29 protein-coding genes and 1 other annotated feature are annotated in these 25,168 nt (G+C 34.3%); of the genes, 19 read left to right on the forward strand and 10 right to left on the reverse strand.

Features of this window, described 5'->3' with window-relative positions:
* Window positions 1–21: 21 nt before the first annotated feature.
* Window positions 22–229: a binding site (T-box leader), on the forward strand.
* A gap of 5 nt (window positions 230–234) precedes the next feature.
* The 4 genes from AABL52_RS10750 to AABL52_RS10765 all read left to right on the forward strand — a co-directional run bounded on the left by AABL52_RS10750 (window position 235) and on the right by AABL52_RS10765 (window position 4,735).
* Window positions 235–1,272 carry a tryptophan--tRNA ligase gene (locus AABL52_RS10750; protein WP_341519349.1) on the forward strand — a complete coding sequence of 346 codons (1,038 nt, stop codon included), beginning with the start codon at window positions 235–237 and terminating at the stop codon, window positions 1,270–1,272.
* 76 nt (window positions 1,273–1,348) lie between these two features.
* Window positions 1,349–1,498, forward strand: a complete 150-nt coding sequence (locus tag AABL52_RS10755; RefSeq protein ID WP_097843070.1) for a hypothetical protein — start codon at window positions 1,349–1,351, stop codon at window positions 1,496–1,498.
* Window positions 1,491–2,249 carry an ABC transporter ATP-binding protein gene (locus tag AABL52_RS10760; RefSeq protein ID WP_097918107.1) on the forward strand — a complete coding sequence of 253 codons (759 nt, stop codon included), beginning with the start codon at window positions 1,491–1,493 and terminating at the stop codon, window positions 2,247–2,249. Before AABL52_RS10755 ends, AABL52_RS10760 begins: the two co-directional genes overlap by 8 nt.
* The gene (locus tag AABL52_RS10765; RefSeq protein ID WP_341519350.1) at window positions 2,246–4,735 is read left to right on the forward strand and encodes an FtsX-like permease family protein; all 2,490 of its coding nucleotides are present in this window, start codon (window positions 2,246–2,248) and stop codon (window positions 4,733–4,735) included. The genes AABL52_RS10760 and AABL52_RS10765 overlap by 4 nt, the downstream gene beginning before the upstream one ends.
* A 42-nt stretch (window positions 4,736–4,777) precedes the next feature.
* Here the strand turns inward: AABL52_RS10765 and AABL52_RS10770 are convergent, their stop codons facing one another.
* Window positions 4,778–5,227 (reverse strand): NUDIX hydrolase, encoded by a 450-nt coding sequence (locus AABL52_RS10770; RefSeq protein ID WP_341519351.1) that lies wholly within the window; start codon window positions 5,225–5,227, stop codon window positions 4,778–4,780.
* A gap of 17 nt (window positions 5,228–5,244) precedes the next feature.
* On the reverse strand, window positions 5,245–6,084 hold the full coding sequence (locus tag AABL52_RS10775) for a DUF2785 domain-containing protein (protein ID WP_016087025.1): 840 nt from the start codon (window positions 6,082–6,084) through the stop codon (window positions 5,245–5,247).
* 123 nt (window positions 6,085–6,207) lie between these two features.
* Here AABL52_RS10775 and AABL52_RS10780 point away from each other — a divergent pair, with 123 nt between their 5' ends.
* Window positions 6,208–6,930: a GNAT family N-acetyltransferase gene (locus AABL52_RS10780; RefSeq protein ID WP_016087026.1), complete on the forward strand. Its 723-nt coding sequence runs from the start codon at window positions 6,208–6,210 to the stop codon at window positions 6,928–6,930.
* 51 nt (window positions 6,931–6,981) lie between these two features.
* Window positions 6,982–7,821: a hypothetical protein gene (locus tag AABL52_RS10785; RefSeq protein WP_016087027.1), complete on the forward strand. Its 840-nt coding sequence runs from the start codon at window positions 6,982–6,984 to the stop codon at window positions 7,819–7,821.
* Between the two features lie 101 nt (window positions 7,822–7,922).
* On the opposite strand, the gene AABL52_RS10790 is transcribed toward AABL52_RS10785, so the two are convergent.
* The gene (locus AABL52_RS10790) at window positions 7,923–9,392 is read right to left on the reverse strand and encodes an RNA-guided endonuclease InsQ/TnpB family protein (RefSeq protein WP_016135014.1); all 1,470 of its coding nucleotides are present in this window, start codon (window positions 9,390–9,392) and stop codon (window positions 7,923–7,925) included.
* A 182-nt stretch (window positions 9,393–9,574) separates the two neighbouring features.
* Here AABL52_RS10790 and AABL52_RS10795 point away from each other — a divergent pair, with 182 nt between their 5' ends.
* The gene (locus AABL52_RS10795; RefSeq protein WP_016135013.1) at window positions 9,575–10,597 is read left to right on the forward strand and encodes a tyrosine-protein phosphatase; all 1,023 of its coding nucleotides are present in this window, start codon (window positions 9,575–9,577) and stop codon (window positions 10,595–10,597) included.
* A gap of 38 nt (window positions 10,598–10,635) precedes the next feature.
* Here AABL52_RS10795 and AABL52_RS10800 read toward each other — a convergent pair whose 3' ends face one another.
* A complete protein-coding gene (locus tag AABL52_RS10800; RefSeq protein WP_016135012.1) occupies window positions 10,636–11,061 on the reverse strand; it encodes a DUF1648 domain-containing protein in 426 nt (141 codons plus the stop codon).
* 339 nt (window positions 11,062–11,400) lie between these two features.
* Here AABL52_RS10800 and AABL52_RS10805 point away from each other — a divergent pair, with 339 nt between their 5' ends.
* Both AABL52_RS10805 and AABL52_RS10810 read left to right on the forward strand, forming a co-directional pair.
* A complete protein-coding gene (locus tag AABL52_RS10805; RefSeq protein WP_016087031.1) occupies window positions 11,401–12,111 on the forward strand; it encodes a YjjG family noncanonical pyrimidine nucleotidase in 711 nt (236 codons plus the stop codon).
* Window positions 12,112–12,262: 151 nt separating this feature from the next.
* Window positions 12,263–13,225, forward strand: a complete 963-nt coding sequence (locus AABL52_RS10810) for a tubby C-terminal domain-like protein (RefSeq protein ID WP_341519352.1) — start codon at window positions 12,263–12,265, stop codon at window positions 13,223–13,225.
* Between the two features lie 50 nt (window positions 13,226–13,275).
* Here the strand turns inward: AABL52_RS10810 and AABL52_RS10815 are convergent, their stop codons facing one another.
* Both AABL52_RS10815 and AABL52_RS10820 read right to left on the reverse strand, forming a co-directional pair.
* Complete coding sequence (locus tag AABL52_RS10815; RefSeq protein ID WP_000896319.1) at window positions 13,276–13,476, reverse strand: helix-turn-helix transcriptional regulator; 201 nt, start codon at window positions 13,474–13,476, stop codon at window positions 13,276–13,278.
* Window positions 13,464–13,823: a DUF3796 domain-containing protein gene (locus AABL52_RS10820; protein ID WP_341519353.1), complete on the reverse strand. Its 360-nt coding sequence runs from the start codon at window positions 13,821–13,823 to the stop codon at window positions 13,464–13,466. Before AABL52_RS10820 ends, AABL52_RS10815 begins: the two co-directional genes overlap by 13 nt.
* A 331-nt stretch (window positions 13,824–14,154) precedes the next feature.
* Between AABL52_RS10820 and AABL52_RS10825 the strand changes: the two genes are divergently transcribed.
* The 7 genes from AABL52_RS10825 (at window position 14,155) to AABL52_RS10855 (ending at window position 19,829) form a co-directional block, all read left to right on the forward strand.
* A complete protein-coding gene (locus tag AABL52_RS10825; protein ID WP_000958866.1) occupies window positions 14,155–14,349 on the forward strand; it encodes a hypothetical protein in 195 nt (64 codons plus the stop codon).
* Window positions 14,350–14,438: 89 nt separating this feature from the next.
* Window positions 14,439–15,164, forward strand: coding sequence for an ABC transporter ATP-binding protein (locus AABL52_RS10830; RefSeq protein ID WP_000570199.1), 726 nt, complete (start codon window positions 14,439–14,441; stop codon window positions 15,162–15,164).
* Window positions 15,157–16,815 carry a putative ABC transporter permease subunit gene (locus AABL52_RS10835; RefSeq protein WP_341519354.1) on the forward strand — a complete coding sequence of 553 codons (1,659 nt, stop codon included), beginning with the start codon at window positions 15,157–15,159 and terminating at the stop codon, window positions 16,813–16,815. Before AABL52_RS10830 ends, AABL52_RS10835 begins: the two co-directional genes overlap by 8 nt.
* Before the next feature lie 56 nt (window positions 16,816–16,871).
* Window positions 16,872–17,630 (forward strand): SDR family oxidoreductase, encoded by a 759-nt coding sequence (locus tag AABL52_RS10840; RefSeq protein WP_341519355.1) that lies wholly within the window; start codon window positions 16,872–16,874, stop codon window positions 17,628–17,630.
* Window positions 17,631–17,742: 112 nt separating this feature from the next.
* Window positions 17,743–17,865: a hypothetical protein gene (locus AABL52_RS10845; protein ID WP_016087037.1), complete on the forward strand. Its 123-nt coding sequence runs from the start codon at window positions 17,743–17,745 to the stop codon at window positions 17,863–17,865.
* 103 nt (window positions 17,866–17,968) lie between these two features.
* On the forward strand, window positions 17,969–18,679 hold the full coding sequence (locus tag AABL52_RS10850) for a hypothetical protein (protein WP_341519356.1): 711 nt from the start codon (window positions 17,969–17,971) through the stop codon (window positions 18,677–18,679).
* Window positions 18,680–18,758: 79 nt separating this feature from the next.
* The gene (locus AABL52_RS10855; RefSeq protein ID WP_341519357.1) at window positions 18,759–19,829 is read left to right on the forward strand and encodes a pyruvate kinase; all 1,071 of its coding nucleotides are present in this window, start codon (window positions 18,759–18,761) and stop codon (window positions 19,827–19,829) included.
* Window positions 19,830–19,971: 142 nt separating this feature from the next.
* Here the strand turns inward: AABL52_RS10855 and AABL52_RS10860 are convergent, their stop codons facing one another.
* Together AABL52_RS10860 and AABL52_RS10865 are read right to left on the reverse strand one after the other, a co-directional pair.
* A complete protein-coding gene (locus tag AABL52_RS10860; RefSeq protein WP_002008111.1) occupies window positions 19,972–20,253 on the reverse strand; it encodes a DUF1292 domain-containing protein in 282 nt (93 codons plus the stop codon).
* A gap of 155 nt (window positions 20,254–20,408) precedes the next feature.
* Entirely contained in the window at window positions 20,409–21,092 is a 684-nt protein-coding gene (locus AABL52_RS10865; RefSeq protein WP_060487743.1) for an NAD(P)H-dependent oxidoreductase, read from the reverse strand.
* Between the two features lie 129 nt (window positions 21,093–21,221).
* On the opposite strand from AABL52_RS10865, the gene AABL52_RS10870 reads away from it, so the two are divergent.
* The gene (locus AABL52_RS10870) at window positions 21,222–21,602 is read left to right on the forward strand and encodes a winged helix-turn-helix transcriptional regulator (protein WP_000340656.1); all 381 of its coding nucleotides are present in this window, start codon (window positions 21,222–21,224) and stop codon (window positions 21,600–21,602) included.
* Window positions 21,603–21,723: 121 nt separating this feature from the next.
* Here AABL52_RS10870 and AABL52_RS10875 read toward each other — a convergent pair whose 3' ends face one another.
* Window positions 21,724–22,035 (reverse strand): hypothetical protein, encoded by a 312-nt coding sequence (locus AABL52_RS10875; RefSeq protein ID WP_341519358.1) that lies wholly within the window; start codon window positions 22,033–22,035, stop codon window positions 21,724–21,726.
* Window positions 22,036–22,196: 161 nt separating this feature from the next.
* Window positions 22,197–23,474, reverse strand: a complete 1,278-nt coding sequence (locus tag AABL52_RS10880) for a histidine--tRNA ligase (protein WP_341519359.1) — start codon at window positions 23,472–23,474, stop codon at window positions 22,197–22,199.
* Window positions 23,475–23,819: 345 nt separating this feature from the next.
* On the opposite strand from AABL52_RS10880, the gene ybaK reads away from it, so the two are divergent.
* Entirely contained in the window at window positions 23,820–24,296 is a 477-nt protein-coding gene (gene ybaK / locus AABL52_RS10885; protein ID WP_341519360.1) for a Cys-tRNA(Pro) deacylase, read from the forward strand.
* 559 nt (window positions 24,297–24,855) lie between these two features.
* Window positions 24,856–25,053 carry a hypothetical protein gene (locus AABL52_RS27125; protein WP_002096482.1) on the forward strand — a complete coding sequence of 66 codons (198 nt, stop codon included), beginning with the start codon at window positions 24,856–24,858 and terminating at the stop codon, window positions 25,051–25,053.
* The last annotated feature ends 115 nt before the right edge of the window (window positions 25,054–25,168 follow it).

A 25,168-nucleotide genomic window follows, 5' to 3' on the forward strand; every position in this document is an offset into this window, starting at 1 on the left:
GTGATAAACTGTAAAAAATAACGAAAAGCAATGAAAGAGAAGAGTACATATTCGAAACTTTGCAGAGAGCTGATATGTGGTGGAAATCAGTAAGGGATGAATATGGAATGGGCTCTGGAGCTTCTTGCTGAAATGAGTAGGCAAAGACGGCTACTTCACGTTAAGAAGTTGAAGTGAGCTATGATGATAGCTAATGAAGGTGGTACCGCGGGAGTCTCTCGTCCTTTTTTAAGGATGAGGGGCTCTTTTTATTCTGAGAAAGGAGGAGTTAGGTTGAGCGGAAAAATAATGTTAACAGGAATTAAGCCGACAGGTTATCCGCATTTAGGGAATTATATTGGCGCGATTAAACCTGCACTGCAAATGTCAAAGAGTAATGAAGGAAAAGCATTGTATTTTATAGCTGATTATCATGCATTAAATGCTGTACATGATCCAAGTCAGTTTAGTAGTTATACGAAAGAGGTAGCAGCTACTTGGTTATCACTCGGACTTGGAGAAGATGTTATTTTTTACAGACAAACAGAAGTGCCGGAGATTCTAGAATTAGCTTGGATATTAGCTTGCTTAACTCCGAAAGGGCTTATGAACCGTGCCCATGCATATAAGGCGAAGGTGGAGCAAAATAAAGAAGCGGGTTTAGAGGTAGATGCAGGGGTTAATATGGGGTTATATACGTACCCGATTTTAATGGCAGCTGACATATTATTATTTCAAGCTACTCATGTACCAGTCGGGAAAGACCAAATTCAGCATATTGAAATTGCGCGTGATATTGCGACGTATTTTAATCATACATTTGGCATGACGTTTACGCTTCCGGAGTATGTCATACAAGAAGAAGGTGCCATTTTACCTGGTCTTGATGGAAGGAAGATGAGTAAAAGTTATGGAAATGTGATTCCATTATTTGCAGAACAAGAAAAACTACGAAAGTTAATATTTAAAATCAAAACAGACTCTTCACTTCCAAATGAACCGAAAGAACTAGAAACGTTATTTACGATATATAAAGAATTTGCGACAGAAGATGAAATGCAGTCGATGCGTGAAAAGTATGAAACTGGCATTGGATGGGGCGATGTGAAAAAAGAGTTGTTTCGTGTTATAGACCGCGAATTAGCTGAACCCCGTGAGAAATACGCTATGTATATGAATGAGCCGAATTTATTATATGAAGCGTTAGAAAAAGGTGCTGAGCGGGCAAAAGAAATCGCGAAGGTAAATTTAGCGGAAATTAAAAAACGGATTGGATTTGAGAGGGGGCGCTGAGCGTTCCCTTATTTTTTTATAAAAAAATCGAACGAAATTTGAATTTGTTACCAATATAGAGTGAGGAGGGATAGAAATGGTTACAATTCTCGAGTTAAAAGTGTTGTTATTCCAAATAGGAACAGAAATTGTACCACCTAGTAATTTAAAAGAAAAAGTTTTAATTCAAGTTAATCTGATGGAGGAAATAACATTTAATCATGTTGAGGTGAATAAAGATGAGTGAAACTGTGTTAGCAGTTCAAGGTTTAAGTAAGACGTATGAGAGTGTAGATACAAATGTTAGAGCTTTACAAAATGTATCTTTGGAGCTGAATAAAGGAGAACTCCTTGCCGTAATGGGGACGAGTGGGTCTGGGAAGAGTACATTACTAAACATACTTGGTGCTTTAGACAAGCCTGATGAGGGAGTTGTATATGTAAATGGTGAAGTGCCTAAAAATATGTTTGTTGAACCATATGCCACGGAGTACAGGCGGGATAACATAGGATTTATCTTTCAGTCATTCCACTTATTAAAGGATTTATCTGTAGAAGAAAATATTGCATTACCCCTCATATTATCAGCTGATTCAGAAGAGGAGATACGAGAAAAAACAAATAAAATATTAGATGTTCTTGGCTTAATAAATTGGAGAAATCACCGACCAGTTCAGCTTTCTGGGGGACAACAACAACGTGTTGCAATTGGTAGGGCGTTAATAACATCTCCTCCAATTGTTCTTGCAGATGAACCTACTGGAAATTTGGATTTCAATACATCTAATGATATTTTACGAGTACTAGTCGATATGAAACAAAGATTTAATCAAAGTATGATTCTTGTTACTCATGATCCCCATATCGCTACGTATGCAGATCGGGTTCTCTTCTTTCATAATGGAGAAGTTGTTGATAATTATACGTGTTCTCATGGAGTAAATGATATGAATATTATTTTAGATAAATTTAAAAAATTAATGGAGACATCAAAATGATAAAATCAGTACGAGGATTAGGTTTACGCTTTTTTAAGAAGAATAAATTTCCTGCTATTTCCTCTATAGTTAGTGTTATGTTGGCCGTTTCTCTAATTGTTACGATGATTGTGTTTTCGAGTCATGCGAAACAGTCTGTTATAAATGAAGTGAAAAATGTATATGGAGATATGGATTTATCTGTTGGATATAACCCTGATCAAAATAAATTGATGGATAAATCTTTACTACAAAATATTAAGAAACAAGAAAATATTGAATACATGTCAAAAGTATTAGTAAATCATTTACAAGTGAATAAATTGAATGTAGCTATTTATACAGTAGGTGTTCAAAATGATTCGTTATCTAAAAGTCGATATCACTTCTCTGAAAATTTATCAAATGAGGAAGTAACATTAAATGATGGATTAGCAGAAACTTTACAAGTAAAAGTTGGGGAAAAGATTGAAATAGAAAATAAATCCTATGTAGTAAAAGAAGTGTTACCTGATATAGAAGCTGGAGGTTCAGCTCCAGATATACTCATTTTATCGGAAGATGCGGTGAAACAGCACGTATATGAAAAAACGGGTAAACACAATGAGGCTACTTATGTGTTAATAAAAGCAAAAGAGAATGCGGATGTACTAGCATTGTCTAGTCAAATTCATAAAATAGACGAAGAATTAAGAATCGATATTGCAGAGGAAGACGAGTTTTTTAAAAGTAATTTAGCATCATTACATATTTTTATAATCGTTTTATCTGCAGTAATACTTATTATTACTGCGTTATTATTAATGTCTAACTTTGAAGTATTTTTATATAAATATAAAAGTCAATTTGCTATTATGCGATCAATGGGAGCAACAACGAAACAAATGTTTAAAGTTATATTTATTCAATGTAGTGTAATTAATTTTTTTGGTGGAATATTCGGTTTGTTACTAGCTGTAATAAGTGACCGTTTTTTACAAAGTTGGCTAGAACAGTTATTTGCTTTTCAAATGAATTCAATGGGTTTCGACTATGAAGTAGCAATTGTAACGATGATTTGTAGTATCTTTTTTATTGAACTGTTTATGTTATATCCTTCGTACAGAAGTTCGAAAATATTGCCAGTAAAGCTTATGCGCGAAAATGAAGAATCAGACTTTTCTAATAAAAAAACACGCAGTATTATGGGGAAATTCCTTTTAATTAGTAGTATATTTTTAACTGTTTTAGGTGGCTTTGTAGCAAATACGGGAGATACGCAGGCAATAGTGATAGTAATAGGAGCTATATTTCTCTTTTTAGGAGTATATATATTATTTCCGACTTATCTTTCTTCGATATTAATAGTATGTCTACCAATAATGAAAAAAATATTTGGAAGGAATACATTTGTTGCTATTAAAAATGTAATTCCGCAAGTAAGGAAAAATACATTTGTTATCTTAATGATAAGTACAATGATGGTAATAGTTGTCTTCGGCTCCACTATATTTAAAACGATGCAAAAAAATAATGAAAGATATTTAAAACGAGAATTTCCAACACATATTGTTGTGGAAAATCGTTTGACTAATGATTCAACCATTACCTTACCTCATATACAAAATATATTTAAAGAAATAAGTAGTGTAAAAGGAGCTAGTACAATTAGTACGAACTCACTGGCAGAATTAAAACAAGGTGAAAATTATATTACTTTTGACTATAATTTAGGTGATTTAAAGGAAATGGAAAAGCAAGGATTACTGCCAGAAGTACCTGCAAATTTGGAGAATAGTATAATTGTTACAAAAGAGTTAGCGGAGCGGTATAAACTTCATGCAGGTGATATCGTTCAATTGGGTCTATTTTCAGAACAGGAACAAAAAGTTAGACCGACTAGTAAGGTAGAAATCGGATTAATTGTTAATGAGCTACCGAATTCTCCTGCGGTACTTATGGATTGGAGAAATGTAACATATAAACAAGATTATACAGTTTTTGAGCGAGCATTTATTAGTTCAAATAATGAGAGAGAGACGTTGGAGCAATTAAAGAAATTGAAAGGTCAATATCCACAATTAAAAATAAGTAGTTATACTCAATCGTTAAAGCAATCTAATTTAATGTTTCAGCAAAGGTGGTCCATCTTCATCGTTGTTATTGTAGTAATTTTATTTAGTGTAACATTAGGGGTATGTAATACACTTATAAATAATATTCAATCTAAAAGAAAAGAGTTTGCTATTTTAAGAGCAATAACAGTTAAGAAAAAGGGGATTGTACAAGTTATTTTGACGCAAGTTAATTTATATGTACTTATTGGAATCGTACTAGGGGCTGTTATAGGAATATTATTAACCTATATGGTAAGTATAAGAGATCGTACACCTTTATTTTTTGATTTCCAACTTATTGTAACGGTAGTAGCGGGGATGTTCGGAATGGTCCTTATTATTTTTATCCCTTTTGCTAATAGAATAGGGAAAAGGGATATTGTAGAAGAGTTAAATAAGGATAATAAATAAAAATATAGTCAAGATGAATTCCATCTTGACTATATTAACAATTCAATTCGAATTCCGAAAGTCAGTAACAATCCTCGCAATAACAGAAGGAAGATGACTAGGTAACTCATCAAGTGAAAAGAAGCGTAGTTCTTTCGATTCCGTATGATCGCATACAAGCTCACCGTGGAATTCGCGGCAAATATAAACAACGAGTACACCGTGTACTTGATCGCCGTTTGGATAGATTTGAAAGTAATCTGGTCCAGAGTATGTACGGAATAGTTCTGGATTTTTAATAATAAGTCCAGTTTCTTCATATACTTCTCGCTTTAAAGCGTCTTCTAGTGTTTCGTTATATTCTAAGGCGCCGCCAATAATACCCCAGCGGTTGAAGTCTGTACGGAGCTGCAGTAATATTTCATTTTTCTCATTTACTATAATGGCGTGCGAACCTATTAAAATAAGTGGATGATTTCCTACTAAATTTCTCATGTCTTCAATATAACCCATGTTTTGACTCCTTGTTTTTAATAGTAATTAGGAAGTTCTTTTAACATTCTTTCTGTTTTACGTGCTGTAAAGGCTAAGTTATGATCATCTTTCGTTCTGAAAAATAAAGTGCGTAAAAAGGTTTTAATGTTGGCACATAAAATACAATACTCATTAAGTGAAAGGCGTTTTCTAATTTGGGGAAGCCTTTTTATTTTTTTATGAATAATAGAAATTAACTCGTCTTGCGGAAAGTCATGATACAGCATTGCTAGTAATGGCGTAACAATTCGTTCATCTTCGTTATTATGAAAAAGGTCAGATGGAATGAAGATTTTATTTAATAAGCAATGAATTAATTCTTCATACCATTCAAAGGTCGTATAAGAATTGTGAACAATTTCAGTAAAGGCATCAGATACGTGGGCAAGGCAATGAGCCCATCCTTTATTTTCGATATAGCCTCGAAAATCTGTTTCTAAGTTTGTGTATGTAATGAGTTTGTTTTTTATTTCTTCGATATCCTCCTCTGTAAAAAAGTAGTGCGAATTAGCGAATTGGAGTATTAACGCAAGTAGCGAAACAGTGTAAGAACGTGTGAAAACCCCATCTGTATGTGGGGAGTAAATGTCACAATATAAATACTCATCACGTAAACAAGTATGTAAAAGCAATTTCAATTGATCATCCATAAGGAATTCATGATGAATAAAATGAGCAAAACATTTATAGATAAGTTGGTAACGAACGTAACTATCAGTCGTTCCGATAAACTGAAGCATATTGAGCGTTAACTCATCTATATCTATATGTTGCAGTTGCGTATAGTCATTTTGTTGTATAAGCTCTAACTGTTGTTGCAGCGCTGTAATATCCAATGGAGAACCTCCTCCGCACTTTAAAGATGCGATCTTTTCTAGTATTCTATATATTCAAGGACAATCCTGCTCATGCAAGGAGAACAAGTAGAAATTCGATTATGACATAGATGAGGGAAGAATATGACGACTATAGAACAGTTTGAAAAAAACTTTAAAATAAGAAGAAATGCTTCTTCTATCATGATAAAAGAAAATAATGCAGAGCCTTTTACAGAAGCGCAATTAGAAGAAATAATGCAATATTGCGTTACTGAGGCTGAAAAAGAGGGAATAGAAAACTTACAATTTGAGATCTCTTCAAAAAGTCCAAATTATGATGTGTATAAGAAATGTTTCGAAACGCATTCATTTGAATATGTTACTGAAAACAGGATTGTATGTAAGGATATATATGAAGTAGAAGATGTAGAAAGTGAAATTGATTTTAAGCTGATTGAAGAAGTAGGAGAAGATACTTTTTATTCTCTTTGGAGTGAAATGACGGAAGAACAAGTCACTTACGATCAATTTGTAAATATGATGCTACAAGAAATCGGGGAGCAGTGGAAAGAACATTGTTTAACCGCGAGTATTAATGAAGAGCCGATCGGAATTGTAATCCCGCATATTGAGAGAGGTACGTTAGAAGAAGGAAAACTCATGTATTTCGCAGTCGCTCCAAATATGCGAAATAAAGGGTATGAAGCAGCATTCTTTACAGGGGCAATGTTTGTCTTAAAGGAAATAGGTGCCTCTTATTATATCGGTGAGGCAAATGTACAAAATGAGTGGATGAAGGATGTTTTTGAAAAGAACGGATGTCAGCTGCTAAGTTGTACTGAGCGGTATGTGAGGAAGTTTTAGAAGGATGAATGATGTATACTCTCGAACTCATATAGCGGGAGGGGACTATATATGTTAAAACAATCCATGCATTCATTCGTTTTACTGTATCCACATGTATTGTTAGAAGGTTGGAAAGTTGAAAAGGTTTCAGAACGTTATGAAGGTGAAAAGTGGGAAACTTTTTGGTTTCAAGTTGTTACTCCAACTGGAATGTTTCGGGTAAAAGAGTTTTTTCTCGATATAATGGAGCCAGTATTTCCAGATACCTGTATTTCTCAAGCAAAAGGGGATTGTTTTCAATATAAAAAGCTTGTGTATTGGAAAGGTGTAAATTATAAAGGAAAAGAAAGTTACGTCACATCTACATGGAAAACACAAGTTGAAATTTCTGTTGATCATGGATATGTAAACCAAGGCGAAATGGAAAGGTTTCTATTCGGATTACAACCGGTACATACAGAGTTTGCGAAAACGATATTACATACACCATTTCACTTATTAAGCTTTCAAGCGAAGAGAGGTGAAATGGGCGAGATAGGAAGATGTCGTGAGTGGAATGATCCAGATAACATACGCTATGTAAAGTTATCAATTCATAAAAAGCTAAGTTGGAAACTTGAATCGGTCGGTTTTGGAAATGATGAAACGCAGTATGTATACTGGGACGAAGATAATAAACTATATGCACTTTGGGTTTGTGGACATAAAAACAAAGCGTATTATCCTGTTTCTTCATGGATAATGAACTATGGCCCAAAACAAATTATAAACGGGTTAGAGTTTTATTCGCACCCTGATCGCGGAACAGTTGTATATGAAAATCTCGGTAATGAACAAATCGCATACGTATTTCGAGGGAATCCATGTGTAAATTTTGAACAAGTAAAAGAACTTTTTGCCTGTTTGTAAGATAAAAAGAAAAATGAGAACGACAAAGTAGATATTCCTATAATACAATGAACACTCCCCCACTTAGCGAAGCTTGAAGTGGGGGTTTCTAACGTTTCGACCTAACGGACGATTAACGTCAGGGGAGTTAACACATTAGCGAGCTGTTTCACGCCTAACCCCTCTATCCCATTTGTCCATGCATTTGGGATTACTTTTCGTAAAATGTTAGCCGCAGCATTTACATCTGCATGAATTAAAGTTTTATTTGCTGAACGATATATGCCGCGCTTTATTCGTTTTCCTGAAAAAGTTGTATTTTGGTCATTTTCTCCATACGTTGGAATGAAGTCGTTATCCAGAAAACTTGCTTTCGATGTATATGATTCTTCAGTTACAACAACTTGAATGCCTACAGCATTTGCTTTGTATGTAATCATTTGAATCAATAAACTATGTGGGATATGACAAAACGATTGGTTATTTCTTTTTCCCATATTCGTTTCTTGTTTCCAATTTTTATTTTGACCAATAACGATTTTACAAACTTCTTCTTCTTGAGCTAGTTTTACGATATGGTGACTAACTTTATGGAAGACGTCTTTTATTTTCAAATAACGTTTTTGATGAAGTTTTTCTATCCTTTTAGAAGTAAAAGGTCTTTCATTCGTTTGTTTTCCATTTCTAAGAACGCTTGTAAAATGACTCTTCATTTTGTTGTAATATTGATTTATGCTTTTGACATGTTTGCCCTTAACAAGGACAGGTTTCATACCTGTGTTTGTTACGATGGTTGCAAGGTTATCAATCCCTAAATCAATACTCATATAACGTGCATTCTCTTCAATCATTTGTTGTTCAGAAGGAACATCAATTACCAATTCCACTACATATTCATTGTATTTTGGAATCACACGAACTTGTTTCAGTTTACCTTCAGTGAAACCTAGTTTCCCAATATTTAATTGCAATTTCGTCTTTGGAAACTTTAAAAATCTACTGTTTTTAATGATGCAATCTTGGTTTGTATACAGAATCTCTTTTTCAGAAGAACGAATATACTTTGGAATCCTAGGCATTCCAGCATATTTGTTTGGATTCTTTTTATAGTCTTTTAAACTAGCAAAAAAAGATTTCCAATTTTGGAACACACCTTTCATGATTGACTGGCTACATTGCGTAGGCAAAGCTCGATAATCATTTTGAATCATAGCCTTAAATAGTGCATCTAGAAAGTTGTAATCTACATAAGGTTTTTCAAAATTAGGTTCTGAAAACAAATTACATGTAATCTCTTTCTGTTCTTCTTTAGGTTTTAATTTCTCTTTTTCCAATTTCTTCTGATAGGCAAGAAGTTGTGTGTCATTCATCTTACCAATATTTTTATGAATATTAGCCAGAACTTCTTTTTGCAAAGGCTGCAACTCTTTTTCTTGTGTTAATCCAGTGTACACCTGGCGTATATAAAAGTTTGTGGTGTTGTACATGTTCTTAGCGTTATGACAACATTCTTGAAAATAAGAATACATACGATGCCCTTTTTTAATCCAGATTTGAAGAGTTTTATAGTTTGATGGATTTTCTTTTGCCATTTTATTCACCTCCTTGTTAAGGATATTATAGCAAAAAATAGAACGTATGTTTCTGTTTTTCTTGAAAATAAAATATTTCTTTCGATTCACCTCACCACCTTCACTTACGTTTAGAGGTGGGAGTCCTCTCGAAAGATATGATAGAATAAGATTTGACTATAAGAGAAAGCGTTGGTGAAAGAATGGAGCAGCAAAGACATTGGTTACAAGCAACTGTAGAAAGAAATGAAGATAATACGTTACAAATAAAGTGGGAAAATAATATAGAGGAAGTTCGCATTTACTGGAGTACTTCGCCAGATCATATTGAAGAAAATGGAGAATTACTTGCAACGGTAAATGGAGAATCATCATATTCAATTGAAAATCCGAGCGACAATGAGCGTCCATATTTTAGACTAGTAGGTAGTAATGGACAAGCAGTGACAGTAGCTGAGCGTAGATTGCCATTACAAGGAGCGTTTAACTTCCGTGATATGGGCGGATATGAAACGCTTGAAGGCCGTAAAGTAAAATGGGGCAAGTTGTACCGTTCTGAAGAATTAGCAGGACTAACAGAGTGGGATATTGCGTATTTACAAAAGTCTGGTTTAAAGTTAATTTGCGATTACCGTACAGACTTTGAAGTGAAGCATAAGCCAAACCCTGAGATTACAGGCGCTCGTCAAGTGTGCTTACCCGTTATGCAGGACTTGGCGAAAGATTTAAATATAAATGAATTTTTCCAAGTTGGTGACCTTTCTATGTTAGGAAAACCAGGTGAGTATCTTGTGAAAATGAATCAAGATTTCGTAAGTGGTAATGAAGCATTCGTGAGCTTCTTAAAACTAGCGCAAAATCCGGAAAACTTACCGTTAGTAAACCATTGTACAGCTGGAAAAGACCGTACTGGATTTGGATCAGCATTATTATTACTTTTACTAGGTGTACCAGAAAAAACAGTAATGGAAGACTACTTACTAAGTAACGGTTTCCGTGAAAAGTTAAATGAAAAAATGATGGCCTTTTTAGGTGCAAAATTACAAAACGATGAAAGTAGAGCAATATTAGGTGCAATGTTTGAAGCGCGCGCTGAATATTTACAAGCTGCGATTGATGAAGTGAAAAAGCAATACGGTTCAGTTGAAGCGTATGCTGAAAAGGCACTCGGCTTTACGAAAGAGTCGTTAGAGGAAATGAAAGAGTTATTGCTAGAAGAGAAATAAGAAGAAGGGAGGCTAATTGGATTAGCCTCCTGTTTCTATTATGAAATTTTTCGTTGCTTTATTATTCCTATGACAATTGGAATAACTGTCCCAATTAACAATATCGGTAAAAATAACTTTCCGAAACCGCCGCTCCAATCTAGAGCTATTGAAATTGTTTCAAATTGGATGAAAGCAAAAATAAGTAAACAGACATTTTTTAATTGATTAAGCGTTTTTCTGCTATTTAAATAAAACTGTTTAGCATTCGATTCATTAAATCTTTTTGGATAGTTATGAACTTCTGGAAACTTTTCTAAAGTCTGCATGAGAAGGAGTATGAATGCCCCTATTCCTGGTAGAAGTAAAAGTTCCCACTTTGATCCCCAACGATCTACAGTCCCATATGCGTTATAATGTGCGGGTACTTCCTCAGGTAATCTTCCCCAAATGATAATCAAAAAAATGATTGATCCAAAGAACAATGAATATCCAATAATATCTCCAACCCATTCACTTTTTGTTTTCGGAATTTTTATTTTAGGTCTTTCCCATGAATTTACTATATTTTTCCGCCCCCTTCTATGGTAACTATAGTAATATATTTCCTGTGTTCCCTTTTAAAAAATTGGATTCATTATCCAAATTATCTCAAATTAATAGTGTTTTCACAATTAGTTATTATTGAATAACATGACTCATGTACCTTAAACAACTTTAAGATCTCTGTACAGCTACTATTCGTAAAGGGAAAAAGTTCGACTTAAGAGATAATTAATGAGAAAATACAAGTTGTAAATAACGTACTAGTTGAGGAGAGCATGATGAAATATAAAGTTATATTATTCGACGTAGATGATACATTATTAGATTTTCCTGAAACGGAAAGAAACGCATTACATAACGCGTTTGTACAGTTTGGTATGCCTACAGGGTATGATGATTATCTTGCAAGTTATAAAAAGATTAGTAATGGACTATGGAGAGATTTAGAAAATAAAATGATTACGCTAAGTGAATTAGCGGTAGATCGATTTAGACAATTATTTGCACTTCATAATATAGAAGTAGATGCGCAGCAATTTAGTGACGTATATCTTGAAAACTTAGGGAAAGAAGTACACCTTATAGAAGGTGCAGTGCAATTATGTGAGAATCTACAAGATTGCAAGCTAGGTATCATTACGAATGGATATACAAAGGTGCAACAATCTAGAATTGGAAATTCACCTTTAAGTAACTTCTTTGATCATATTATTATTTCAGAAGAGGTTGGTCATCAAAAACCAGCGGGAGAGATTTTTGATTATGCATTTGAAAAATTGGAGATTACGGATAAATCAAGTGTACTAATGGTTGGAGATTCGCTTACTTCTGATATGAAAGGCGGAGAAGACTACGGCATTGATATGTGTTGGTATAATCCGAGTTTGAAAGAAAATACGACAGATGTTAAGCCGACTTATGAAGTGGAGAACCTGCTACAAATTTTAGAAATTGTGGAAGTGGCGAAAGAAAAGGTAGCTTCATTTTAATTATGTTGATATTTTTCGATAAGTCGATATATCAACATAATCGTTGATATAATTTAAGTTACGATAGATATATTGGAAAAATCGTTGATATAATTTGAGTTGCGTTCAATTTATAGGTACGATCGGTGTAATAACTAGAGGTGAGTAAAGAATGTTAACGTTTTTATTTGAGTTAGACAAGAGTATTCCGCAGAAGGATGAGCCACGGTATGCTGCTTATGCAAATGGCTTTATTGAAGGGGATGTAACAATTCGTGCGAGTGACAGGGTACTTTTTCAGAAGTCGTGCATGAAGGTTGCAGAGCTCGGCATTTATTTAGGACAGTGGATGGAACAAGTACAATACGGTCAAAACGTACATATGAATTATGAAACGAGTGACCGTGAGGAAGTAATTCTCGGATTCTTCTATGAAGAGGAAGATCAGTGGAGAATTTCTTCCAGTTGGCAACAATTTGAACTTCAAGAGCGTATATCCACGACAGCATTAGTAGAGAGCGTCGGGCGTTATTTATATGAGCTAAATAAGGAACTGCGCGCGATAGAATATCCTGTTACGTTTGATCAGTATTTAAGAGGAGAGCGAGTGATACAGCTTTCTTACAAACGACTGTGCGATAGTAAAGCGGATACGACGTCGATAGAGGTTTACAATGAAAGCAAGCAAGTAGGCGCAGTACGGGGCTATTATAAAAATACGTTGATGAGAGTGCTAGACTTTATTCCGAAAGTCGGTAGTAATATCATTTATGAAATAAAGGATAGTAGGGACAATATTCGCGCCATTGCAAAGGATGTAAGTAGGCAGCGTCAAAGAAGGATTTTAGTAACGTACATCGATCATAATGATGCAGAGCATGAAATACTTATATGTGATGGAAAGTTATTAGATGCAAATTTCTTATTTACCTTTACATATAAGAGAGAAGAATATGTTGTTCACAAAACTACAATTGGGCTTGGCAAGTTATTACGAAACGGCTATGTAATTGCAGATTGGAATATTCGTCTTGAGGAAGATATGTATGATATTGAGATGAATGTATATGATGAGAATTATATAGAGGATCAATACTTATTATTAGGTGTATTTCATGCTGTTTTGTATGGGTGATAAATGAGAAATACCGGCATTCCTCATGGGAAGGATGCCGGTATTTTTTATTAATCCTCAAAAATAAAAACCTCATCAATTGTACTATGAAGAGCCTTCGCTATATCGTAAGCGAGTTGCAAGGAAGGGTTATATTTTCCTTTTTCGAGATGGCTAATTGTTTCACGGCGTACACCAACTGTTTTCGCTAAATCTTCTTGTGTCATATGTAATTTGGCACGGTATTCTTTTATTCTCGTTACGAACGCCATGGCGCATCTTCCATTTCATCAACAGGTTTATCGTAAAAGAACATAGAGAAGCCGAACGTAAGAATGAGTGTGCTAAAAATAAGAGCGATATCAATCTCTTGTAGCGCCAGGTTTGGAAATAACATTTCAATAAACATAATGATAGCGGTAGTTAGTAATGTAACGATAAATGCGTTGCGGCACGATTTATTGACGATTTGTTCAAATAATTCATCGTGTTGAACCGTTCTATAAGTCGTGAAAAAGGAGAAGAAACAGAACATAGTAAACAATCCTTTTTCATAAAAAAAGCCGAGGAAACCGAAGAAACCGAGAAATCCTAAATATTTAATCCAAGTTGTTTTCACGATAGATTCTCCTTTCAATGTTAGAAATAAAGTGAAACTTTAATCAGTGGGGGTTTTCTTCATCCCCCACTGATTATTAGTTGAACCAATCGGACTTTTATGGGCAGTTGATCCCCCACCTAACTTCTTTGCTTTCGCTGAATTTTGAGGTGGGGGTCTTACTGCCCATTAAAGCGGGATAAATCACGTTATGTTATAAATATATCACATATGGAAATGTGTGATAATAATAGTTTTCCAATTCTTTTCATAATAATAGTAAAAAGAGGAAATATACTGCGAAATAAGGAGGATAATATTGTAAAATGGTTGTAAGGAGGGGGAGGAAGGAATGCTAACTTGGATCATGATCGTTGTATTACTTGTAGTGATTACTGTAGTGGCAACGGTGTTAATTGGGCGGAATGGTGATGCGAATTATAGTAAAGCGACAAAAGGGAATATTAAACGGCTGACGATGATCTATATTTTACTAGCTGTCGTGTTAATCGTTGGATTAGGCGTGTATATTTATTTTAAAGGTTAAAAAAACTGAAAAAATATAAAAATCTAAAAATAGAAGTATGCTATAATATTGATATAGTTATTTGGTAATTAAGGAAAGGATTGGATGGAATGATTGAAATTACGAATGTGTCAAAAAGTTATAATGGGTCTACCTATGCAGTAAAAGATTTAAGCTTATCTGTGCCTAGCGGAGAAATTTTTGGATTTTTAGGGCCAAATGGTGCGGGTAAATCAACGACAATTAAGATGATTACTGGTATTCATGGGGTGGACAAAGGAACGATTACGATTAACGGTAAAGATATTATGAAAAATCCGATGGAAGCGAAAAAGACGTTTGGTTATGTTCCAGATAGCCCAGATATGTTTTTACGATTAAAGGGAATTGAATATTTAAACTTTATGGCAGATATGTATGAAGTGCCGAAAGAAGTAAGACAAGAGCGAATTGAGTCTTTAGCGAAGAAATTTGATCTTTATAATGCGTTATCGGATCAAATTCAAAGTTACTCGCACGGTATGAGACAAAAAATCGTTATTATTGGTGTGCTCGTGCATGAGCCAGATGTATGGATTTTAGATGAACCGTTAACAGGGCTTGATCCGAAATCCGCGTATATTTTAAAAGAAATGATGAGAGAACATGCGGATAAAGGAAAAATCGTATTTTTCTCGACACACGTATTAGAAGTGGCAGAAAAAATATGTGACCGCGTTGCAATTATTAATAAGGGAAATCTTCAGTTTAAAGGAAATTTAGATGAAATGAGAGATCATTTTAAATCCAATGAATCACTTGAAAAAATGTTCTTGGAGATGACGGGCAATGAGTAAAATTTGGACGTTAACGAAAGTATTATTGAAATTAAATTATGCAGATTTCATAACAGATAAGAAGAAGCGATGGGCGTATGTATTTTCATTTGCAGCCATTTTATTTGTCGGCTTTTTAATATTTGGTTCTATCACGCACGGAATGTATGAAGGGATGAAACATTTAGGGCAAGACCCAGGAATGATTATCGCAATGGGGCTTGCGATTGCGAGTATATGGGTATTTTTAATGAGTATAACGAACATTTTAACTGTATTTTACTATAGTAATGACATTGAAATGTTATTGCCATTACCATTGAAACCAGCACAAATTATTTCGGCAAAATTTTTAACGGTATTAATTACACAATACGTAATGAGTTCATTTATTTTATTACCAATCTTTATTACGTACGGGTTAAAAAGTGGTGCATTTATTACATATTACATATACATGATTTTTATTTACTTACTCTTCCCGATTGTGCCGTTAGTATTAGCTTCATTACTGATGACAGTTATTATGAGGTATACGAATATAGCGAAAAATAAAGACCGAGGCAATATATTTATTGGAATCGTAAGTATACTATTTATTGTAGGAATTAATGTATTTTTACAGTGGAAAAATAAAAGCTCGTTTTCTGAAGATGCAATTACGAATTACCTTGCGAACAACCAATCTTCACTTTTAGTACAAATGACAAATTATTTTCCAACTACATATTTCGGAGCAGTGGCATTAGTAGAAAATGCAAATTGGAAAGGTCCGTTATACGTAATCATCTTTGCGCTTATTTCATTTGTATTCTTTGTGTTGTTTTATTACATTGCAGAGCGTACATATTTAAAAGGGGTTATTGGCCTTTCAACGAGCACAGCAAAAAAAGAGGTTATTTCAGCTGAAGGTTTACAGAAATCAACGGTACAAAGTTCACATTTGAAAGCGTATGTGAAAAAAGAATTTAAAACGTTATTCCGTACACCGCAATTTTTCTTAAATTGTATCGTACAAACTTTCGTTATGCCGATTATGTTATTCTTTGTTCTATTCGTGCAAGATGGAAATTTAAAGTGGATCACAGGGTATATTGATAACCCAAAATCAGCAGGTCTTGCAATTGGCGTTGGTCTTTGTGCATCGTTATTTTTAATGGGAAGTAACGTTATCGCAACAACATCATTTTCACGAGATGGAAGTTCATGGTTTGTGAATCGTTATTTACCTGTAAAAGCTTCGGATATCTTTTTTGCGAAAGCGATCACTGCTTGGTTAATTAATGTGATTATTTTAGCAGTATTCGGTATTACGATGGCAGTTGTAGCGGGGATATCTCCAGTATTTATGGTACTTTGGTTCTTACTAAGTGCGAACGGTTTATTGCTAATCAATTTAATCGGTACACGCTGGGATGCACAAACTGCCGATATACATTGGGATACAGAACAGAAATTATTTAAAAGCCGCTATACAACATTGTGGAATTTTTTAGCTAATATTTTAATAGCTTTAGTTATTGTAGCGGGAGTAAGTCTATTATACTTCTTCCTTCAAGTAGGACTGTGGGTTATGTTTATCGTTTTATTTGTAATGTTTACGATTGTAAATTATATCTTCATTAAAATTTTAAAATTAGGTGCAGAACGTATATTGTCAAATATTGAATAAAAAGATAGATCCTCTGTATTCGTACAGGGGATTTATCCATAGATGGAGGAGAAAAGGTGAAGAAAATAGCAATTGTAACAGGGGCAACTCGTCTGAATGGAATTGGTGCAGCTGTATGCAAGGTGCTTGCTCAAAAAGGGATAGACATTTTTTTCACGTACTGGTCTCAGTATGATAAAGCGATGCCGTGGGGAATGCATGATAAAGAGCCCTTTTTGTTGAAAGAGGAGATTGAAAGTTTAGGTGTTCGTTGTGAAATGGCAGAAATTAATTTATCGCAGTCGTATTCGCCAAATCGTTTGTTTTATATGGTCTCAGAACGGTTAGGTGATCCATCTATTTTAATTAATAATGCAGCGTATGCTACTCATACGAGAATTGAGGAATTAAATGTAGAACAGATAGATAAACATTATACAGTAAATATTCGCGCTACTATGTTATTAAGTTCATTATTTATAAAACATTATGCACTGAAAACGAGTGGAAGTATTATTAACCTTACTTCAGGACAGTCATTAGGGCCAATGCCTGATGAACTAGCATACGCAGCGACGAAAGGAGCAATTGAAGCATTTACAAAATCAGTAGCACCAGTTGCGATGGAGAAGGGGATTACAGTGAATGCAGTTGATCCAGGACCGACGAATACAGGATGGATTACAGAGGAGCTGAAGCATCATTTAGTATGGAAGTTCCCGCAAGGTAAAGTAGGAGAACCGGTGGATGCAGCACGCTTAATTTCTTTTTTAGTAAGTGAAGAGGCAAAATGGATTACTGGGCAAGTCATTCATTCGAATGGTGGTTACTCATAAATATATTATGTTAACAAATGTTGAGAAACAAAAAAATGAAAGAAAATTTTATTTTTTTATATAAATAAAATGTCAAGAAAGATAAAAATTTGATAGGAGAGTATATCGTCATATGAAGATTGTAATTCTTCATGTGACAATATACTCTTTTTCTTTTACAACAGAGAAGAAAAATGAAGTAGAAGAAACTCGAATATTCAAACCAGTTTATCAGTTTTTGTACGTATTATTATGAAGATTACTGTCGGAAAGATGGTGATTCATGTGAAAAGGGATTTTTTAAGAGAAAATCGAATCGTAAAGGGGAGGATAAATAAAGTAAACATAGGGGGATTTATATGAAAATGAAAAAGGTCGCTATCGCATCGATAACAATTGGTACAATGCTTACTATGGCAGCTTGTAGTCCTTCAGCAGATAAAGAGACAGAAAAGAAAGAGCAAGTAACAGCGCAAAATGAAGGAGAATCAAAAACGACAAGTGCAGATGAAACGTCAAAAACAACGAAAGATACTGAAAAAGAAACAAATACTTCTTCAAATGAAAAAACAGATAAAGATGCAAAAAATACGAAAGAATCATCAGGAACAGAAAGTAACGGTAAAACATCATCTCAAAATGAGAATGTGAAAACAAAAGAAAAAGAGACGACAGGAAAAACGAATGACGAAACGACTAGCGGAAAAACGACAGATCAAAGTACAAGTACAAATTCAAACGGAAAAACAACGAAAGATCCGAAGAAAAGCGTAGCTGTGAAAACAAATGTTAAAGAAGTTGCTGCACTAATTGAAAGCTTAGAAAAGCAATTAGCTGCAAATCCTAAATTAGAAACAGTAAATAAACTTGGAAAACAAATTAATGAAAAGTGGGATGTAATCGAGAAAGAGTTAGAAGCATCTCATCCAGCTGAATATAAAACAATCGGACAAAGTATGTATCCGTTAATTGTAGGAGCGGAGAAAGAAAAGATAGATATTAATAAAATGAAGTCATTAACGACGAAAACGAAAAAAGATTTAAATCAGTTATTGACGAAACTTTCGTAGTTTGAAAAGCCTACTGTGGAAGTAGGCTTTTTTGTGTTGAGAGTGTAAGTAAAGTTTATGGGAAACCTAACGAAAAAGGATGGTGATAAAAATGACAATAGATCGAGTTTGTACAATTGGGCCAGCAAGTAATAATAAAGAAACGTTAGCGCAGTTAATAAGCAATGGTATGAAAATAGTACGATTGAATTTATCACATGGCACGCATGAAAGTCATAAAGATATTATTCGTTTAGTCAAATCGCTAGACGATTCTATTAAAATTTTAGGCGATGTACAAGGTCCTAAAATAAGGTTAGGTGAAGTAAAAGGAGAACAAATTACACTTCAGGCGGGAGATTCTTTTATTTTACATACACAACCAGTTACAGGGAGCAATAAAGAAGCAAGTGTTGATTATGAAGGAATCGTGAATGACGTGAAAGTTGGAAGTAGAATTTTAATTAATGATGGCGAAGTTGAGTTAATCGTTGAAACGGTAAGTGCGGATAAAATAGAAACAAAGGTGAAAACAGGTGGTAATATCTCATCTCATAAAGGGGTGAACTTACCAGGGGCAATCGTTAGTTTACCAGCTATTACAGAGAAAGATAAAAAAGACATTCAGTTTCTGTTAGAAGAGGATGTTGATTTTATCGCGTGTTCTTTCGTAAGAAAACCTAGTCATATAAAAGAAATACGAGATTTTATACAGCAATATAAAGAAACATCACCTAATGTAATTGCAAAAATAGAAACGATGGAAGCGATCGAGAATTTTCAAGATATATGTAAAGAAGCAGATGGAATTATGATTGCAAGGGGGGATTTAGGAGTAGAGTTGCCGTATCAATTTATTCCGCTTTTGCAGAAAATGATGATTCAGGAATGTAATCGAACGAATACATATGTTATTACAGCGACACAAATGCTTCAATCTATGGTAGATCATTCTATTCCAACAAGGGCTGAGGTAACTGATGTGTTTCAAGCTGTACTGGACGGAACGAATGCAGTTATGCTTTCTGCTGAAAGTGCATCCGGCGAGCATCCGATTGAAAGTGTAAAAACATTACGTCTCGTTTCTGAATTCGCTGAACATGTGAAAAAAGACGGGCCTTTTGTGATGAAAGATGTACTGGAATTGTTGCATAAGTCTTTGGATGAGTGATAAAGTGAAACTTTAATCAGTGGGTGTTTTGTCCATCCCCCACTGATTATCAGCCCTCACCAATTGGGCTTTTACTGCCCGTTAATGCGGGATAAATAAAAAGAGGGCGGATATGCATCCACCCTCGTGTTTTTCATTCTTATTATTCTTGCTCTTGCTCGTCCAAAATTTTATCAAAAGCAGCAGATACTTTATCAAACTCTTCATCATTTTCAATGTATGAAAACTCATTATCTTCTTCTACTTTTAAAAAGAAAATATCAATGTCTTCCTCAGATTCTGTTTGAATGTCTTCTACGAAGGCAACTGCAATATATTCTGCGCCTTCGACATCCATCGCTCCGAGTACTTCTACTTCCTGATCCTCATTATTCTCATCACTGAGAGTAAACACTTCGCCAACTTCAATATCAGACATATCTATTCTCCTCCTGTTCGACTCTAAAAAATAGAGCGCTCAAACTGTATACATACTAACATATCTTTCCATGAAAAATCAATTTCATACATTAGAAAAACAACTGATTCTTCAATAGAATAAGTATTTAGCTAGAAGGAGTTTTATTTATGAGTGCTATATTACTTAATCCATTCAACAATTGTATCCATAGTTTGTCTTGTTTTATCACGCTTTGGCTCTTCTTTACGGTAACCAAAGGCAACCATAACAGATACTTCAAGATTATCGTCTTTTATAATGCCTTCTTGACGAAGTAAAGAATCTATTTTCTCTTTATCAAATCCTTCTATTGGACAAGAATCAATGCCGATTTGAGCTGCACTCGTCATCATATTACCTAAAGCAATATAAGTTTGCTTAGATGCCCAATCAAATACAGCACGATCGGATTGTAATAAGTTAAAATCTGTTTCCTGGAACTTTTTGAAGAATTCATATCTAATTTTTTGAGTGTCTTCAGGTAATCCAATAATATCGTTCATCATATGTTTAATATACTCTGCATCATAATGCATATCTTTAATATTTCTTGAAAGAACAATGACAAAGTGACTAGCTGTTGCAAGTTGCCCACCAGCGCCCCATGAATACGGTTGTAGTTTTTCTCTTAATTCTTTATTTTGTACGACAATAAATTTCCAAGGTTCATAACCAAAAGAAGAAGGAGATAATCTGCCTGTTTCTAAAATGAAATGAAAATCCTCTTCTGAAATTTTGTGCATAGGATCGAACTCTTTACATGCATGTCTGAAATGGAAAGCCTCCATAATTTTCTCTTTTGTAATTTGTTTTGTATTTGTCATAAAAGTTCCTCTTTTCATTAATTTATTTTTGTAAGTAAATTATATTTTTAAAGTAACATAGATACAAGTACGCACATTTATGTGTTATAGTATCAAAAAAGATACTATTGTTAAGGGAAGGGACTTATGATGGATTGTTCAAACGAAAATAATATAAATTACCCATTTTTAAATAAATATTCTTGTCCAGTGGAAGCTATGGTTGAGGTTATTGGCGGAAAATGGAAAGGGGTTATTTTGTATCATTTATTAGATGGTACAAAGAGATTTAATGAATTAAAAAGATTAAAACCTAATATCACACAAAGAATGTTAACACTGCAGCTGAGAGAACTTGAAGCAGATGGCATTATACATCGTGAAGTATACCGTGAAGTGCCGCCAAAAGTAGAATATTCGTTAACGGAGCTTGGTGAATCACTACGTCCAATGATTCTATTAATGATGGAATGGGCAACTCATAATATGGAGAAAGTTTTGGAGAGTAGAAATACGAAAAATAATAGTTAAGAGTTGTAGAAATAAAAGGTGTTTTCCATATGTGAAGACACCTTTTATTTTTTACTTTCTAAAATTTTGGTTGTCATTAAAATGCATGTGAATCTATTCTTGGGATGTGCTATTGATTTTGCTATGAATCAAAAACTTTCTTTTTAGTAGTGGAAATTGCATCTAATAAAAGGAAAACAGCTGCTATAATATGTAGAACGACGTCTATATAAGGAAAGAAGGCAACTAGAGTAACGATAATACCTATATAATGAGCGTACGTATTCATGCCTGCTTTGTTAGCTAATAAAATAGTAGTAATATGTAAAGCAATCAATAGTAGTAAAGGTATCCCGCCTAGGTTAACAAAACTTGGAAATAAATAATAACAAGGAAGTAATAATAGGTGAAAGATCCCTGTAGTCCACTTTAGTGCTTGTATGTAAGTTTTCAAAGTAAATCCTCCTAAAACAATTCATATCTATATATTACCAAATATAACAGGTGATTGGATATTATATATTTGTAGATTATAGTAGAATGTAATTTTTTTATGTTAACTAATTATTGGTTATCTATAAAATAGAAAAACCACCCAAACGAGGGTGGTTTGTATTATAAATAACTACTTAAAGAAGAAAGGGAGACTTTCATCTCACTACCTTCCTTCATATTCCGCAGCATAACGGTTTCTGTACTAAGTTCTTCTTCCCCAATAATAAGCACATAAGGGATATTCTCTTTATTTGCGTAATTAAGGGCACGTTTTAGTTTGCGTCCTGCAAGTTCGAGTTCGACTTTTAAGGAAGTTGTATTGCGTAATTGCTGGGCAATTTGCAAGCATTGTAATTCTGTCCCGAGTGGGATGATAAATACATCCGCTGTAGATGATATCGTTTCTTTCTGTGATAGTGCTGTATAAATAACGTCTAAACCGAATGAAATACCGACTGTTGGATAGTTCATATTATCACCACGGAATGCTCCGATAATGTTATCGTATCGACCGCCGCTACCGATGCTGGATGTAATTGAGCCATCTTTTAAAAAGATTTCATACACAGTACCTGTATACATTGTAAGTCCACGCGCTAAAAACGGATTGAATATAGCATTTTCATTTATTCCAAGGGCGATTAAATATTGCTGTAATTGTTGTAATTCGTTTACGCCATCGATAACGAGTGGAGTATTGAAAGCTTCTTTAAAGTCAGCAATTGTAAGCTTTAGACAAGATAAAACAGTATTACATATCGTATCAGCCATTTCTTCAGAAATTCCGCGCTCTAATACATCTTTTCGTACACCATCAATCCCAATCTTTTCGATTTTGTCTAATGATAAAATGACGTCACTCGTTCGTTCAGTAGGGATGTTAATGGACTCGAGAATGCCGTTTAATAATTTTCGGTTATTATATTGGATCGTTACTTCTAAGTTTAACGTTCGGAACAGTTCAAACGCCATGCTCATAAGTTCAGCTTCTGCCATGACAGACTCAACACCGACTATATCAACATCGCATTGTATAAACTCACGAAATCTCCCTTGTTTAATTGGCCCATCTCGAAATACTTTCCCAATTTCATACCGTTTAAAAGGAAGGCGGATGTTCGGATTCATTGCCACAACTTTTGCGAATGGTATAGTTAAATCGTAACGTAACGCAAGGTCGCGTTTTCCTTGATCCTGAAGTGTATATATTTCTTTTAAAATTTCATCACCGCCGCCGTACTTGTATGACATAAGTTCATACATATTTAACGTTGGTGTTTCTAACGGTTTACAACCATAACGTTCAAACGTATCTTCACACGCTCTTTTCATTTTATTTCGCAACACTTGTTCCTCTGGTAAATAGTCTTTCGTTCCTTTTACATTGTTCATTTCCATTGTAATCACTCCTTTTTTAAATTAAAAAAAGCTATGCAGGTATAAAAATACCCACATAGCTTTATGAACGCTTCGTGGGTCAACAGGAAAAGCCCTGTACCCACGAAGAAAAATTTTTCTCCGGATACACGGCGTTACGTATGATGATGAAGTTGGAAAGAAGCATTAAAATTTCGCATTACAAATCTCTCCTTAACATAAGTTTTTCCAAATTATATCAGATGATTTTTGAATTATCAATATTTTTAGTTTTGAAATATAAGTGAAGTTATGTAGGAGAAATGGAAAAGGGTGTATAATAAAAGAAAACTTAATAATATGAAATAACCTTTTAAGGAGATCATTATGAAAAAAGATAAAACAAATGCGATGCGAATACTAGATAAAGAAAAAATTGAATATTCGATGATGTCATATGATTCAAACGATGGGAAAATCGATGGCGTATCAGTAGCCGAGAAAATTGGGCGAGAAGTGAGAGAAGTATATAAAACGTTAATCGCTCAAGGAAATAGTAAAAATTATCATGTGTTTATCATCCCGGTAGATGAGGAACTGAATTTAAAAGCTGCCGCAAAAGCGGTCAGTGAAAAGAAGATTGAAATGATTCCTGTAAAAGATATTACGAAAGTATCAGGATATATTCGAGGTGGTTGTTCACCAGTCGGAATGAAGAAGTTATTTTCTACATGTATTGACGAGAGTGCTCAAAATCTTGAAATGATCATAGTGAGCGGCGGGAAAATTGGTATACAAATTGAGCTGAAAGTGGATGACTTGGCGAAAGTGACGAGAGCGCAGTTTGGTGAAATAACGAAATAACGAAATAATGATACATAGGAAAAGAAGTTCTAGTTTTATTGAATTTAGATAATAATTTATAGGATAGTTAGTCCATTATGGGGCTGATTGTCCTTTTTATTTACAAACTGAATAAAGATTGAATGTTCAGTTTGAGATAAGCATGTAACCTGAATCGTTTGTTTGGCTTTGGGAGGGGGGACAAAGCCTCGGTGCGATGACTTTAAATAAACAAGCAGAGTTACTCTTAAAGATAGACAAGTGACGGGAGAGTGTTTAATGGGGGTTCAGTATTTTGGGGAAATCCTACGCTAAGAGTATGCAAGATTTTATACAGTTTTTTAGCTAATCCAGTAACAAACAAGAACACTAAAACCGCGTTAGGATAGGAATGTATAAAAAATGTATAGATTCATAGAACTAAGAAAGAAGATGCCCTTGTGAGAGCAGGGTTCTCTTTTTTCCTTGCTACTGATAATGAGACGTTATGCTAACCTCACATGTATAGAATATACAAGAAAAACACGATACATCACTTTTTATGAATGGTATAATAAGGAAAAAGAGAGGTAAAAAACTAATGGACGACTCTATGTTTGCGTTTCGAGTTGTTTTCAATGCACTAACATCATTCTTTTCCAACGGGGTCTGGGTCGTTTTGTTCTTCTTCTTGTTAAATAAAACGTATGAAAACAAAACTTTCAAAACAGCATCGAGTATTATTACTGTTGTTGTCTTAGTATTTTATTTGTTTTATTGCATTCGGAATAGCATGTAATGCCTTTCTTTGAATAAGGTAGGGAAATCCCCCAGTATCCAAGACTAAATTTTACCCATACATCATTTTTTGGATCTAGCTCTTGAAGATAAAAACTATTTAATTTTCAAGGAAC

This window comes from Bacillus paramobilis, from assembly GCF_038096195.1.
Classification (GTDB): Bacteria; Bacillota; Bacilli; order Bacillales; family Bacillaceae_G; genus Bacillus_A; species Bacillus_A mobilis.

Coding starts and splice junctions, on each gene's coding strand:
- AABL52_RS10750 (WP_341519349.1), top strand. CDS start 235: ATGAGGGGCTCTTTTTATTCTGAGAAAGGAGGAGTTAGGTTGAGCGGA.
- AABL52_RS10755 (WP_097843070.1), top strand. CDS start 1,349: ATGGTTACAATTCTCGAGTTAAAAGTGTTGTTATTCCAAATAGGAACA.
- AABL52_RS10760 (WP_097918107.1), top strand. CDS start 1,491: ATGAGTGAAACTGTGTTAGCAGTTCAAGGTTTAAGTAAGACGTATGAG.
- AABL52_RS10765 (WP_341519350.1), top strand. CDS start 2,246: ATGATAAAATCAGTACGAGGATTAGGTTTACGCTTTTTTAAGAAGAAT.
- AABL52_RS10770 (WP_341519351.1), bottom strand. CDS start 5,227: ATGGGTTATATTGAAGACATGAGAAATTTAGTAGGAAATCATCCACTT.
- AABL52_RS10780 (WP_016087026.1), top strand. CDS start 6,208: ATGACGACTATAGAACAGTTTGAAAAAAACTTTAAAATAAGAAGAAAT.
- AABL52_RS10785 (WP_016087027.1), top strand. CDS start 6,982: ATGTTAAAACAATCCATGCATTCATTCGTTTTACTGTATCCACATGTA.
- AABL52_RS10790 (WP_016135014.1), bottom strand. CDS start 9,392: ATGGCAAAAGAAAATCCATCAAACTATAAAACTCTTCAAATCTGGATT.
- AABL52_RS10795 (WP_016135013.1), top strand. CDS start 9,575: ATGGAGCAGCAAAGACATTGGTTACAAGCAACTGTAGAAAGAAATGAA.
- AABL52_RS10805 (WP_016087031.1), top strand. CDS start 11,401: ATGAAATATAAAGTTATATTATTCGACGTAGATGATACATTATTAGAT.
- AABL52_RS10810 (WP_341519352.1), top strand. CDS start 12,263: ATGTTAACGTTTTTATTTGAGTTAGACAAGAGTATTCCGCAGAAGGAT.
- AABL52_RS10815 (WP_000896319.1), bottom strand. CDS start 13,476: ATGGCGTTCGTAACGAGAATAAAAGAATACCGTGCCAAATTACATATG.
- AABL52_RS10825 (WP_000958866.1), top strand. CDS start 14,155: ATGCTAACTTGGATCATGATCGTTGTATTACTTGTAGTGATTACTGTA.
- AABL52_RS10830 (WP_000570199.1), top strand. CDS start 14,439: ATGATTGAAATTACGAATGTGTCAAAAAGTTATAATGGGTCTACCTAT.
- AABL52_RS10835 (WP_341519354.1), top strand. CDS start 15,157: ATGAGTAAAATTTGGACGTTAACGAAAGTATTATTGAAATTAAATTAT.
- AABL52_RS10845 (WP_016087037.1), top strand. CDS start 17,743: ATGAAGATTGTAATTCTTCATGTGACAATATACTCTTTTTCTTTTACA.
- AABL52_RS10850 (WP_341519356.1), top strand. CDS start 17,969: ATGAAAATGAAAAAGGTCGCTATCGCATCGATAACAATTGGTACAATG.
- AABL52_RS10855 (WP_341519357.1), top strand. CDS start 18,759: ATGGTGATAAAAATGACAATAGATCGAGTTTGTACAATTGGGCCAGCA.
- AABL52_RS10865 (WP_060487743.1), bottom strand. CDS start 21,092: ATGACAAATACAAAACAAATTACAAAAGAGAAAATTATGGAGGCTTTC.
- AABL52_RS10870 (WP_000340656.1), top strand. CDS start 21,222: ATGGATTGTTCAAACGAAAATAATATAAATTACCCATTTTTAAATAAA.
- AABL52_RS10880 (WP_341519359.1), bottom strand. CDS start 23,474: ATGGAAATGAACAATGTAAAAGGAACGAAAGACTATTTACCAGAGGAA.
- ybaK (WP_341519360.1), top strand. CDS start 23,820: ATGAAAAAAGATAAAACAAATGCGATGCGAATACTAGATAAAGAAAAA.
- AABL52_RS27125 (WP_002096482.1), top strand. CDS start 24,856: ATGGACGACTCTATGTTTGCGTTTCGAGTTGTTTTCAATGCACTAACA.